We start from the raw sequence: 11,660 nt of genomic DNA on the forward strand, positions 1-11,660 counted from the left end.
GCCTCCCTCTAATTAGAGATTACTTTTGGAACGGCATTCCAAATTGAGTTAACAGTTCACGAGCTTCTTCATCTGTGTTTGCAGTTGTAACAATAACAATATCCATTCCTCTTACTTTGTTTACTTTATCGTAATCAATTTCAGGGAAAATTAATTGTTCTTTTACACCTAAAGTGTAGTTACCGCGACCATCAAATGATTTTTTAGATACACCACGGAAGTCACGTACACGTGGAAGAGAAACAGATACAAGTTTATCAAGGAATTGATACATGCGTTCTCCACGAAGAGTAACTTTTGCTCCGATTGGCATTCCTTCACGTAGACGGAAACCTGCGATTGATTTTTTCGCACGAGTGATTAATGGTTTTTGACCAGTAATTTGTGCTAATTCTTCAACAGCAACGTCTAATGCTTTAGCATTCGCTACAGCATCACCAACGCCCATGTTAACCACGATTTTTTCCAGTTTTGGAACTTCCATAACTGATTTATAATTGAACTTGCTCATAAGAGCAGGAGTAGTTTCTTTAACAAATTTTTCTTTTAGGCGGTTCATTCATTGTACCTCCCTTCTTCATTTGAACTATTTATCTAGAATTTCACCGGATTTTTTCGCTACGCGAACTTTTTTACCATCAACCGTTTTTGATCCTACACGAGTAGGTTCACCAGTTTTAGGGTCGATAGGCATAACGTTGGATACATGAATAGCGGCTTCCTGGTCATTGATTCCACCTTGTGGATTCAACTGGGATGGCTTAGAGTGCTTCTTAACAATATTAATCCCTTCAACGATCACACGATCTTTCTTAGGGAATGCAGCAAGAACAACACCTGTTTTACCTTTATCCTTACCAGAGATGACCATTACTTTGTCACCTTTTTTTACATGCATCTTTTCGCACCTCCTTAAAGGCAATTAAAATTTATATTATAGTACTTCTGGAGCTAATGATACAATCTTCATAAAGTTATTGTCGCGAAGTTCGCGTGCAACTGGTCCAAAGATACGTGTTCCACGTGGACTCTTATCATCACGGATAATTACACATGCGTTTTCATCGAAACGAATGTAAGTACCGTCAGCACGACGAACACCACTTTTAGTTCTAACGACTACTGCTTTTACTACTTCACCTTTTTTAACAACGCCACCTGGTGTTGCTTGTTTCACAGTAACAACGATGATATCACCGATGTTTGCAGTTTTACGTCCTGAACCACCAAGAACTTTAATAGTAAGTACTTCACGAGCACCAGAGTTGTCAGCAACTTTCAAACGTGATTCTTGTTGAATCATGTGTGTAACCTCCCTTCGGGATGCTTAATTCCGAACAATTATATAATAACTGCTTTTTCTACTACTTCTACAAGACGGAAACGTTTTGTAGCTGATAATGGGCGAGTTTCCATAATACGTACGATATCGCCAGTTTTTGCTGTGTTTTGCTCATCATGAGCTTTATACTTCTTAGAGTATTTCACGCGTTTGCCGTATAGTGGGTGTTTTTTGTATGTTTCAACAACAACTGTAATGGTTTTATCCATTTTATCAGATACAACACGACCAGTATAGACTTTGCGTTGATTGCGTTCGCTCATTCTACGAACCTCCTCTCAACTTATCGATTATTGACGCCGATTTCTCTCTCACGAATGACAGTTTTCATTCGAGCGATCGCTTTGCGTACTTCACGAATGCGAGCTGTATTTTCAAGTTGTCCAGTCGCTAATTGAAAGCGAAGGTTGAAAAGCTCTTCTTTTAAGGATTTAACTTTTTGTTCAATTTCAGCAGTGGTAAGGTCACGAATTTCATTAGCTTTCATTAGTTTCACCACCAATTTCTTCACGTTTTACAAACTTACATTTAACAGGAAGTTTGTGCGCTGCAAGACGAAGTGCTTCACGAGCGATCTCTTCAGATACACCAGCAACTTCGAACAATATTTTTCCAGGCTTAACTACTGCAACCCAACCTTCAGGAGCACCCTTACCGGAACCCATTCGGACTTCTAGAGGCTTAGCAGTGTAAGGCTTATGTGGGAAAATTTTAATCCAAACTTTACCGCCACGTTTCATATAACGTGTCATTGCAATACGAGCAGATTCGATTTGACGGTTTGTAATCCAAGAAGCTTCTAAAGATTGTAGACCATATTCACCGAATGCAACTTCTGTACCACCTTTTGCTTGACCACGCATTTTACCACGGTGTACACGACGATATTTTACACGTTTAGGTAGTAACATATTATTTGCCTCCTTCCTCAGTTTTCTTCTTCGTTGGAAGGATCTCTCCACGATAGATCCAAACTTTTACACCTAATTTACCATAAGTTGTATCAGCTTCAGCAGTTGCATAATCGATATCTGCGCGTAGAGTGTGCAATGGAACAGTTCCTTCGCTATAAGACTCTGAACGTGCGATATCTGCGCCACCTAGACGACCTGATACCATTGTTTTAATACCTTTAGCTCCAGAGCGCATTGAGCGTTGGATCGCTTGTTTTTGAGCACGACGGAAGGAAACACGATTTTCTAATTGACGAGCAATGTTCTCAGCAACTAGTTTAGCATCCATGTCTGCTCTTTTAATTTCTAAGATATTGATGTGTACACGTTTGCCAGTAAGTGAGTTAAGAGCTTTACGTAAAGCTTCAACTTCTGTACCACCTTTACCAATAACCATACCTGGTTTAGCAGTGTGGATAGTAACATTTAAGCGGTTTGCTGCACGCTCGATTTCTACTTTAGAAACAGAAGCATCGCTTAGGCGTTTTGTAATATACTCACGTACCTTTAGGTCTTCGTGTAAAAGATCAGCATAGTCTTTACCTGCGAACCATTTAGATTCCCAGTCACGAATGATCCCAACACGTAAACCGACTGGATTTACTTTTTGACCCACTAATTACCCCTCCTTCTTTTCTGATAAAACGATAGTAATATGGCTAGTGCGTTTGTTAATTTGACTTGCACGACCTTGTGCACGTGGACGAAATCTCTTTAGAGTTGGTCCCTCATTAACATATGCTTGCTCAACCACTAGGTTATTAATATCCATTTCGTAGTTATGCTCTGCATTAGCAACAGCAGATTTTAGAACTTTCTCTACGATTGGAGAAGCTGCCTTTGGAGTTAACTTCAAAATAGCTACCGCTTCACCAACTTGCTTTCCTCGAATTAAATCTACGACTAAACGAGCTTTACGAGGAGCAATACGAACTGTATTTGCAACAGCTTTTGCTTGCATTGGAATGCCCTCCTCTCATTAACGTCTTGTTTTCTTATCGTCACTTGCATGACCTTTGTAAGTACGAGTTGGAGCAAATTCTCCAAGTTTGTGACCTACCATGTCTTCAGTAACATAAACTGGCACATGTTTACGACCATCATAAACAGCGATTGTTTGACCGATGAATTGTGGGAAGATCGTAGAACGACGAGACCAAGTTTTAACAACTTGCTTCTTATCACTATCACTTAATTTTTCGATCTTTGTTAGTAAATGATCATCAACAAAAGGTCCTTTTTTTAAGCTGCGACCCATAATGGAACCTCCCTTCGTGATTGTTCTACGGTTCTATCATTGAACCGTAGTTCAACCCCGTTATTTTTTACGGCTACGTACAATAAATTTATCAGATTTATTCTTCTTGCTACGCGTTTTGTAACCAAGTGTTGGTTTACCCCAAGGAGACATTGGTGATTTACGTCCGATTGGAGCGCGTCCTTCACCACCACCATGTGGATGGTCATTAGGGTTCATTACAGATCCACGTACAGTTGGGCGTTTACCTAACCAACGATTACGACCTGCTTTACCAATGTTGATTAGTTCGTGTTGTTCATTACCAACTTGACCGATAGAAGCACGGCATGTAGCAAGGATTAAACGAACTTCACCAGAGTTTAAACGTACAAGTACGTATTTACCTTCTTTACCAAGCACTTGAGCGCTTGTTCCAGCAGAGCGAACTAATTGTCCACCTTTACCTGGCTTTAACTCGATGTTGTGGATTACTGTACCAACTGGAATGTTAGCAAGTGGTAATGCATTACCCGGCTTGATATCAGCCTCAGGTCCTGACATAACTTCTAATCCAACTTCTAAATTTTTAGGTGCAAGAATGTAGCGTTTTTCACCATCTACATAATTGATTAGCGCGATGTTAGCAGATCTGTTTGGATCATACTCAATTGTAGCAACGCGTCCTGGAATGCCATCTTTGTCACGTTTAAAATCGATAACACGATATTGACGCTTATGACCTCCACCTTGATGACGAACAGTTAACTTACCTTGGTTATTACGGCCGCCTTTTCTGTGTAAAGGAGCAAGCAATGACTTTTCTGGAGTACTTGTAGTGATTTCACTAAAGTCAGAAGACGTCATGTTACGTCGACCATTGGAGGTAGGTTTATATTTTTTAATCGCCATTTGTGTTCCCTCCTCTTCTAAATATTATTATTAAGCTTCAAAGAATTCGATTTCTTTGCTGTCAGCTGTTAATTTAACAATTGCCTTACGACGTTTGTTTGTGTATCCACCAAAACGTCCCATACGTTTGAATTTACCTTTATAGTTCATGATGTTTACTTTTTCAACTTTAACGCCAAAGATTTCTTCAACTGCATCTTTAACTTGAGTTTTATTAGCTCTTACATCAACTTCAAACGTGTATTTTTTGTCAACCATTAAATCAGTAGAACGTTCAGTGATAACGGGGCGCTTAATCGTATCGCGTGCATCCATTATGCAAGCACCTCCTCTACTTTTTCAACCGCTGCTTTTGTCATGATTAATTTATCATGGTTTAAAACATCTAAAACTGTAATTCCAGTAGCAGTAACAACTGTTACCCCCGGGATGTTACGAGCAGATAATGCTACGTTCTCATCAAGATCAGCTGTAACGATTAATGCTTTCTTTTCAACAGAAAGATTACCTAGTACCGCTTTGAATTCTTTCGTTTTAGGTGCATCAAAAGCAAGGCTTTGTAATACTAAAATATTTTCTTCTAATACTTTAGCAGATAATGCAGATTTAATTGCTAGTCTACGAACCTTTTTAGGTAGTTTGTAGCTATAGCTACGTGGAACTGGTCCAAATACTGTTCCACCACCACGCCATTGTGGAGATCTGATAGATCCTTGACGTGCACGTCCTGTACCCTTTTGGCGCCATGGCTTACGTCCACCACCAGCAACCTCAGAACGAATTTTAGTTTTATGAGTTCCTTGACGTAATGAAGCTCTTTGCATAACAACAGCTTCAAATAAAACATGATTGTTAGGCTCGATACCAAATACTGATTCATTTAATTCGATATCTCCAGCTTGCGTACCGTCTTGGTTGAATAATGCAACTTTAGGCATTCTTATTTCCTCCTTTCCAGATTAATAATTATGCTTTAACAGCAGTTTTGATTTTTAATAAAGCTTTTCTTGCTCCAGGTACATTACCTTTAATTAATAGAAGATTGCGTTCTGTATCTACTTTAACGATTTCTAAGTTTTGAACTGTGATTTGTTCTCCACCCATACGACCAGGTAATGCTTTCCCTTTAAATACACGGTTTGGTGCAACAGGTCCCATTGAACCTGGGCGACGATGATAACGAGATCCGTGAGCCATTGGTCCACGTGATTGTCCATGGCGCTTGATTGAACCTTGGAAACCTTTCCCTTTAGAGATACCTGTTACATCTACTACATCGCCTTCTGCGAAAATACTTACTTTGACTTCTTGACCAACCTCATACTCATCCACGCTAACATCTCTGAATTCACGAACGAAGCGCTTAGGAGCAGTACTTGCTTTAGCAACATGCCCTTGTTCAGGTTTATTAGCTAACTTTTCACGTTTGTTTTCAAAACCGATTTGAACTGCTGTATAGCCATCAGCTTCAACAGTTTTCTTTTGAAGAACAATATTCTCAGCAGCTTCAACTACTGTTACAGGGATAAGGTTGCCATTTTCAGCAAATACTTGAGTCATACCTATTTTTCTTCCTAAGATTCCTTTGGTCATTTAAGTCACACCTCCTGATAGTTTAAATGTTTATTTCAATTATAATTTAATTTCGATATCTACACCTGATGGTAAATCCAGACGCATTAGTGAATCAACTGTTTGTGGAGTTGGGTTCACGATGTCGATTAGACGTTTATGCGTACGCATTTCAAATTGTTCACGAGAATCTTTATATTTATGAACCGCACGTAGGATAGTGTATATAGACTTTTCTGTTGGTAACGGAATCGGTCCAGATACAGCAGCACCAGAACGTTTTGCAGTTTCAACGATTTTCTCTGCTGATTGATCTAAAATTCTATGATCATACGCTTTTAAACGAATACGAATTTTTTGTTTTGCCATTATTTTCCCTCCTTTTCGCCTATTTTAGAATAGACATTCTCCGCAGGAATTTCCCACACACTCGCCATGGCAAAGCGGCCGGGTGTGTCAGCAACCTCCCGCATCATCGCAGTCAAAGACCAACATTGTCTATTATACATAAAAACGCCTAGAAAAGCAACAACATTTATTATTTTTCTTTCGTTTTAGTACACTCAGATTATTATACATATTCTAAGCTGATATTTCAACCCAATGTACAATAGTCAGTCAATTAGACGCTAATGATCTTTCAATCGAACCAATCATTTTGCGACTTTTTTATTCTAACAAAAATGGATTGCTGTTTAAATAGAAAGATTATGGAAAATCTATTTCCTTCTATATAAATACTTTTATCTATTATAGCTAATTATTTCAATAGTAAACACTTATACTTATTATTACATTAAATACCTTTCATTCTAATAAAGGAGTTGTTTAACTTACTTATTTGATCCTAGTATTCTTTTCATAGATTACTTACTTTTAAGCGCAAAAAAACAAGCTGACGAATCAGCTTGTTTTTTTAAATGTTATTACTCAACGATAGTAGCAACTACACCAGCGCCTACTGTACGTCCACCTTCACGGATTGAGAATTTAGTTCCTTCTTCAATAGCGATAGAAGAAATTAATTCAACATCCATTTCGATGTTATCGCCAGGCATAACCATTTCTACACCTTCAGGTAAGTTACAAATACCAGTTACGTCAGTTGTACGGAAGTAGAACTGAGGACGGTAGTTTGTGAAGAATGGAGTATGACGTCCACCTTCTTCTTTTGATAATACGTAAACTTCAGCTTTGAATTTTACGTGTGGAGTAATAGTACCTGGTTTTGCTAATACTTGACCACGTTGGATATCTTCACGAGCAACCCCACGAAGAAGTGCACCGATGTTATCTCCAGCTTCAGCATAATCAAGTAATTTACGGAACATTTCAACACCAGTTACAGTAGTTGATTTTTTCTCTTCAGCTAAACCGATGATGTCTACAACGTCACCAACTTTAACTTGTCCACGCTCAACACGACCAGTAGCAACTGTACCACGACCAGTGATAGAGAATACATCCTCAACTGGCATCATGAATGGTTTGTCAGTATCACGAGTTGGTGTTGGGATATATTCGTCAACTGCAGCCATAAGCTCAGTGATTTTTTCTTCCCAAGCAGCTTCACCTTCAAGAGCTTTAAGAGCTGAACCTTTGATTACAGGAATATCATCACCAGGGAATTCATATTCTGATAATAGGTCACGTACTTCCATTTCTACTAATTCTAATAGTTCTTCATCATCAACCATATCACATTTGTTTAAGAATACTACTAAGTGAGGTACACCAACTTGACGAGAAAGAAGAATGTGCTCACGAGTTTGTGGCATAGGACCATCAGTAGCTGATACTACTAAGATACCGCCATCCATTTGAGCAGCACCAGTGATCATGTTTTTAACATAGTCAGCATGTCCTGGGCAGTCAACGTGTGCATAGTGACGAGTAGCTGTTTCATACTCAACGTGTGCAGTTGAGATTGTAATTCCACGCTCGCGCTCTTCTGGAGCAGCGTCGATTTGATCATATCCGCGTGCTTCACCGCCACCCACTTTAGAAAGTACAGTTGTGATAGCAGCTGTTAATGTAGTTTTACCATGGTCAACGTGACCAATAGTTCCAATATTTACGTGTGGCTTAGAACGATCGTATTTAGCTTTTGCCATTAGGAAAATCCTCCTTTGATTTTAAAAAAATTAAGTATTTTTATAGAGCTGTGAATATTCATCACAGCTTTATTGCTTACATAGTAGTTATACTTCATTAAAAAGGTAAAATCAACAATTACCCTTTATTTTTTTTGATGATCTCTTCAGAGATTGATTTTGGTACTTCTTCATAATGATCGAACACCATTGAGAATACCCCACGACCTTGCGTGCTTGAACGTAATGTCGTAGCATAACCAAACATTTCAGAAAGTGGAACCATTGCACGAACTACTTGTGCGTTACCACGAGCTTCCATACCTTCAACACGTCCACGACGTGAAGTAATGTTACCCATGATATCACCCATGTATTCTTCCGGAATGATAACTTCTACTTTCATAACAGGCTCAAGAATTACAGGATTACATTTAGATGCTGCATTTTTCAATGCCATTGAAGCAGCGATTTTGAACGCCATTTCAGATGAGTCAACATCATGGTATGATCCATCAAATAATTTAGCTTTGATATCTACCAATGGATAACCAGCAAGTACTCCTCTTTGTAATGCATCTTCTAGACCAGCTTGAACTGGAGCAATGTATTCACGAGGAACAACACCACCGACGATAGCATTTTCAAATTCGAATCCTTTACCTTCTTCGTTTGGTGCAAACTCAATCCAAACGTGACCATATTGTCCACGACCACCAGATTGACGAGTGAATTTCCCTTCAACTGCTGCAGAAGAACGGAATGTTTCACGATAAGCAACCTGAGGAGCACCAACATTAGCCTCAACCTTGAATTCACGACGCATACGGTCTACAAGAATATCTAAGTGAAGTTCACCCATACCTGCAATGATAACCTGACCAGTTTCCTGGTTAGTATGTGCACGGAATGTTGGATCTTCTTCTTGTAATTTTTGTAGAGCAGTTGTCATTTTGTCTTGGTCAGCTTTTGATTTTGGCTCGATAGACAATTCGATAACTGGTTCTGGGAATTCCATGGACTCTAAGATTACTAAATCTTTTTCATCACATAGAGTATCTCCAGTTGTAGTATCTTTTAAACCTACAGCTGCTGCGATATCACCAGCATATACTTCTGTAATCTCTTGACGGCTGTTTGCATGCATCTGTAGGATACGTCCTACACGCTCACGTTTGCCTTTTGTAGAGTTTTGTACATATGAACCTGAGCTCAATGTACCAGAATATACACGGAAAAATGTCAGTTTACCAACAAATGGGTCTGTCATTACTTTAAACGCAAGAGCTGCAAATGGTTCATCATCACTTGAATGCTTTTCAATTACTTCATCAGAATCAGGAGCTGTACCTTTAATTGCAGGTACATCTAATGGTGATGGTAAGTACTCGATTACAGCATCAAGCATTTTTTGAACACCTTTGTTTTTGAAAGCAGATCCACAGATTACTGGATAGAATTCAACGTTAACTGTACCTTTACGGATAGCAGCCTTTAACTCATCAGTAGTGATTTCTTCACCACCAAGATATTTTTCCATAAGTTCTTCATCAAGTTCAGCTACTGCTTCAACCAATTTCTCATGGTATTCATCAGCTAACTCTTTGTACTCTTCTGGAATTTCACGTTCTTGAATATCTGTACCAAGGTCATTTCCGTAGAAAGTCGCTTTCATTTCAACTAAATCAATGATACCTTCGAATTGATCTTCAGCACCAATCGGTAGTTGGATTGCATGAGCGTTTGCTTGTAAACGATCATGTAAAGTTTTTAATGAATAAAGGAAGTCTGCCCCAATTTTATCCATTTTGTTTACGAATACTACACGAGGTACACCGTAAGTTGTTGCTTGACGCCAAACTGTTTCTGTTTGTGGCTCAACACCTGATTGAGCATCAAGTACTGCAACAGCACCATCAAGTACACGTAGAGAACGTTCAACTTCAACTGTGAAGTCTACGTGCCCTGGAGTATCGATAATGTTTACACGGTTACCTTTCCATTGTGCAGTTGTTGCAGCTGATGTAATGGTAATTCCACGCTCTTGTTCTTGCTCCATCCAGTCCATTTGAGATGCACCTTCGTGAGTTTCACCAATTTTGTGGATACGACCAGTGTAATAAAGTACACGCTCAGTTGTAGTCGTTTTACCAGCATCGATATGTGCCATGATACCAATATTACGAGTGTTTTCTAAGGAGAACTCTCTTGCCATTTGGTCTTTCTCCTTTCATATTGAAAGTATTTTTATGAATTATAATCTTACCAACGATAGTGAGCAAACGCTTTGTTTGCTTCAGCCATTTTGTGTGTATCTTCACGCTTTTTCACAGATGCACCAGTGTTGTTTGCTGCATCTAGGATTTCGTTAGCTAGTCTCTCTTCCATTGTTTTCTCACCGCGAAGACGAGCATAGTTAACTAACCAGCGAAGACCTAAAGTTGTACGTCTTTCAGGACGAACCTCCACTGGAACTTGATAGTTAGAACCACCAACACGGCGTGCTCTTACTTCAAGAACTGGCATGATATTCTTTAATGCTTGATCAAATACTTCAATCGCTTCTTTTCCAGAACGCTCAGCAACGATTTCGAATGCTGAATATAGAATAGCTTGTGCTTTTCCTCTTTTACCATCGATCATCATTTTATTGATTAAACGAGATACAAGCTTAGAATTGTATATCGGATCTGGTAACACGTCTCTTTTTGCTACAGGACCTTTACGTGGCATTTGATTTCCTCCTTTCAATTATGCTATAAAATCAAATTTATTATTTTTTAGCTGCTTTTGGTTTTTTAGTACCGTATTTAGAACGACCTTGCATACGGTTGTTAACACCAGCAGTATCTAGAGCACCGCGTACGATATGATAACGTACCCCCGGTAAGTCTTTTACACGTCCTCCACGGATTAGTACAACACTGTGTTCTTGTAGGTTGTGACCAATACCAGGAATGTATGCTGTTACTTCGATACCATTTGTTAAACGAACACGTGCATATTTACGTAATGCAGAGTTTGGTTTTTTCGGTGTCATTGTACCAACACGAGTACATACCCCACGTTTTTGAGGTGAAGATACGTTTGTTTGTGCTTTTTTGAAACTGTTATAACCTTTGTTTAACGCAGGAGACTTCGACTTCTCTTCAGCAGATTGACGAGGTTTGCGTACTAATTGGTTAATTGTAGGCATTTCTTTTTCCTCCCTTCCTTTATGTTTGAAGCCCACACATCCAGGTGGTTCATATTAGGGCAAAAACAAAGTTTTCATGGTATTTTCCATAAAAACAGTTTTAATTAATTATGGCAACAGTTGCTGCGCCTACTTCTATTCCACATGATTCGCCTAGCTTCTTCATGGATTCAACAAGTATAATGGGAACATTAACTTCTTTGGCTATTTCAGATACTTTTCTAATTAATATTGGATCAGCATCTTCAGCAACAATAACCTCTGTCGCTATTCCTTTTTTTAACGCTTTTACTGTTTGCTTTGTTCCTACTACTATCTTACTTGCCTGTAGTACTTTTTCATAAGACATTTTTAT

Annotated in this window: 19 protein-coding genes; all 19 read right to left on the reverse strand. The window is 38.9% G+C overall.

What is annotated here, in order from left to right:
• Window positions 1-19: 19 nt before the first annotated feature.
• Entirely contained in the window at window positions 20-559 is a 540-nt protein-coding gene (gene rplE, locus ADJ83_RS12930; protein WP_031537907.1) for a 50S ribosomal protein L5, read from the reverse strand.
• A gap of 27 nt (window positions 560-586) precedes the next feature.
• Complete coding sequence (gene rplX, locus ADJ83_RS12935) at window positions 587-898, reverse strand: 50S ribosomal protein L24 (protein WP_016204568.1); 312 nt, start codon at window positions 896-898, stop codon at window positions 587-589.
• A gap of 36 nt (window positions 899-934) precedes the next feature.
• Window positions 935-1,303, reverse strand: a complete 369-nt coding sequence (rplN, locus tag ADJ83_RS12940) for a 50S ribosomal protein L14 (protein WP_031537906.1) — start codon at window positions 1,301-1,303, stop codon at window positions 935-937.
• Between the two features lie 38 nt (window positions 1,304-1,341).
• Complete coding sequence (gene rpsQ, locus ADJ83_RS12945) at window positions 1,342-1,605, reverse strand: 30S ribosomal protein S17 (RefSeq protein WP_031537905.1); 264 nt, start codon at window positions 1,603-1,605, stop codon at window positions 1,342-1,344.
• A 20-nt stretch (window positions 1,606-1,625) separates the two neighbouring features.
• Window positions 1,626-1,829, reverse strand: a complete 204-nt coding sequence (gene rpmC / locus ADJ83_RS12950) for a 50S ribosomal protein L29 (RefSeq protein WP_003351417.1) — start codon at window positions 1,827-1,829, stop codon at window positions 1,626-1,628.
• Window positions 1,819-2,253 carry a 50S ribosomal protein L16 gene (gene rplP, locus ADJ83_RS12955; RefSeq protein WP_031537904.1) on the reverse strand — a complete coding sequence of 145 codons (435 nt, stop codon included), beginning with the start codon at window positions 2,251-2,253 and terminating at the stop codon, window positions 1,819-1,821. The genes rpmC and rplP overlap by 11 nt, the downstream gene beginning before the upstream one ends.
• 1 nt (window position 2,254) lies before the next feature.
• Window positions 2,255-2,911, reverse strand: a complete 657-nt coding sequence (rpsC, locus tag ADJ83_RS12960; RefSeq protein ID WP_031537903.1) for a 30S ribosomal protein S3 — start codon at window positions 2,909-2,911, stop codon at window positions 2,255-2,257.
• Between the two features lie 3 nt (window positions 2,912-2,914).
• Window positions 2,915-3,256 carry a 50S ribosomal protein L22 gene (gene rplV, locus ADJ83_RS12965; RefSeq protein ID WP_016204563.1) on the reverse strand — a complete coding sequence of 114 codons (342 nt, stop codon included), beginning with the start codon at window positions 3,254-3,256 and terminating at the stop codon, window positions 2,915-2,917.
• A gap of 18 nt (window positions 3,257-3,274) precedes the next feature.
• Window positions 3,275-3,553, reverse strand: a complete 279-nt coding sequence (gene rpsS, locus ADJ83_RS12970) for a 30S ribosomal protein S19 (RefSeq protein WP_016204562.1) — start codon at window positions 3,551-3,553, stop codon at window positions 3,275-3,277.
• 60 nt (window positions 3,554-3,613) lie between these two features.
• Entirely contained in the window at window positions 3,614-4,444 is an 831-nt protein-coding gene (gene rplB / locus ADJ83_RS12975; RefSeq protein ID WP_016204561.1) for a 50S ribosomal protein L2, read from the reverse strand.
• Window positions 4,445-4,474: 30 nt separating this feature from the next.
• Window positions 4,475-4,762 carry a 50S ribosomal protein L23 gene (rplW, locus tag ADJ83_RS12980; protein WP_031537901.1) on the reverse strand — a complete coding sequence of 96 codons (288 nt, stop codon included), beginning with the start codon at window positions 4,760-4,762 and terminating at the stop codon, window positions 4,475-4,477.
• A complete protein-coding gene (gene rplD, locus ADJ83_RS12985) occupies window positions 4,759-5,382 on the reverse strand; it encodes a 50S ribosomal protein L4 (RefSeq protein ID WP_031537900.1) in 624 nt (207 codons plus the stop codon). The genes rplW and rplD overlap by 4 nt, the downstream gene beginning before the upstream one ends.
• Window positions 5,383-5,410: 28 nt before the next feature.
• Window positions 5,411-6,037, reverse strand: a complete 627-nt coding sequence (gene rplC / locus ADJ83_RS12990) for a 50S ribosomal protein L3 (RefSeq protein ID WP_048717899.1) — start codon at window positions 6,035-6,037, stop codon at window positions 5,411-5,413.
• A gap of 39 nt (window positions 6,038-6,076) precedes the next feature.
• Window positions 6,077-6,385, reverse strand: coding sequence for a 30S ribosomal protein S10 (gene rpsJ, locus ADJ83_RS12995; RefSeq protein ID WP_009336571.1), 309 nt, complete (start codon window positions 6,383-6,385; stop codon window positions 6,077-6,079).
• 557 nt (window positions 6,386-6,942) lie between these two features.
• Window positions 6,943-8,130 (reverse strand): elongation factor Tu, encoded by a 1,188-nt coding sequence (gene tuf / locus ADJ83_RS13000; RefSeq protein ID WP_031537897.1) that lies wholly within the window; start codon window positions 8,128-8,130, stop codon window positions 6,943-6,945.
• A 118-nt stretch (window positions 8,131-8,248) separates the two neighbouring features.
• Window positions 8,249-10,324, reverse strand: a complete 2,076-nt coding sequence (gene fusA / locus ADJ83_RS13005) for an elongation factor G (protein WP_031537896.1) — start codon at window positions 10,322-10,324, stop codon at window positions 8,249-8,251.
• A 47-nt stretch (window positions 10,325-10,371) separates the two neighbouring features.
• Entirely contained in the window at window positions 10,372-10,842 is a 471-nt protein-coding gene (gene rpsG, locus ADJ83_RS13010) for a 30S ribosomal protein S7 (RefSeq protein WP_031537895.1), read from the reverse strand.
• 40 nt (window positions 10,843-10,882) lie between these two features.
• Window positions 10,883-11,305 carry a 30S ribosomal protein S12 gene (gene rpsL / locus ADJ83_RS13015; RefSeq protein WP_016204553.1) on the reverse strand — a complete coding sequence of 141 codons (423 nt, stop codon included), beginning with the start codon at window positions 11,303-11,305 and terminating at the stop codon, window positions 10,883-10,885.
• A gap of 100 nt (window positions 11,306-11,405) precedes the next feature.
• Window positions 11,406-11,654: a 50S ribosomal protein L7ae-like protein gene (locus tag ADJ83_RS13020; protein ID WP_031537894.1), complete on the reverse strand. Its 249-nt coding sequence runs from the start codon at window positions 11,652-11,654 to the stop codon at window positions 11,406-11,408.
• Window positions 11,655-11,660 lie beyond the last annotated feature (6 nt).

It is taken from the genome of Bacillus sp. 522_BSPC, from assembly GCF_001076885.1.
GTDB classification, from domain to species: domain Bacteria; phylum Bacillota; class Bacilli; order Bacillales; family Cytobacillaceae; genus Niallia; species Niallia hominis.

Coding starts and splice junctions, on each gene's coding strand:
- fusA (WP_031537896.1), bottom strand. CDS start 10,324: ATGGCAAGAGAGTTCTCCTTAGAAAACACTCGTAATATTGGTATCATG.
- rplE (WP_031537907.1), bottom strand. CDS start 559: ATGAACCGCCTAAAAGAAAAATTTGTTAAAGAAACTACTCCTGCTCTT.
- rplP (WP_031537904.1), bottom strand. CDS start 2,253: ATGTTACTACCTAAACGTGTAAAATATCGTCGTGTACACCGTGGTAAA.
- rpsG (WP_031537895.1), bottom strand. CDS start 10,842: ATGCCACGTAAAGGTCCTGTAGCAAAAAGAGACGTGTTACCAGATCCG.
- tuf (WP_031537897.1), bottom strand. CDS start 8,130: ATGGCAAAAGCTAAATACGATCGTTCTAAGCCACACGTAAATATTGGA.
- rplC (WP_048717899.1), bottom strand. CDS start 6,037: ATGACCAAAGGAATCTTAGGAAGAAAAATAGGTATGACTCAAGTATTT.
- rplD (WP_031537900.1), bottom strand. CDS start 5,382: ATGCCTAAAGTTGCATTATTCAACCAAGACGGTACGCAAGCTGGAGAT.
- rpsL (WP_016204553.1), bottom strand. CDS start 11,305: ATGCCTACAATTAACCAATTAGTACGCAAACCTCGTCAATCTGCTGAA.
- rpsS (WP_016204562.1), bottom strand. CDS start 3,553: ATGGGTCGCAGCTTAAAAAAAGGACCTTTTGTTGATGATCATTTACTA.
- rplN (WP_031537906.1), bottom strand. CDS start 1,303: ATGATTCAACAAGAATCACGTTTGAAAGTTGCTGACAACTCTGGTGCT.
- rpsJ (WP_009336571.1), bottom strand. CDS start 6,385: ATGGCAAAACAAAAAATTCGTATTCGTTTAAAAGCGTATGATCATAGA.
- ADJ83_RS13020 (WP_031537894.1), bottom strand. CDS start 11,654: ATGTCTTATGAAAAAGTACTACAGGCAAGTAAGATAGTAGTAGGAACA.
- rplV (WP_016204563.1), bottom strand. CDS start 3,256: ATGCAAGCAAAAGCTGTTGCAAATACAGTTCGTATTGCTCCTCGTAAA.
- rplB (WP_016204561.1), bottom strand. CDS start 4,444: ATGGCGATTAAAAAATATAAACCTACCTCCAATGGTCGACGTAACATG.
- rpsQ (WP_031537905.1), bottom strand. CDS start 1,605: ATGAGCGAACGCAATCAACGCAAAGTCTATACTGGTCGTGTTGTATCT.
- rpmC (WP_003351417.1), bottom strand. CDS start 1,829: ATGAAAGCTAATGAAATTCGTGACCTTACCACTGCTGAAATTGAACAA.
- rplX (WP_016204568.1), bottom strand. CDS start 898: ATGCATGTAAAAAAAGGTGACAAAGTAATGGTCATCTCTGGTAAGGAT.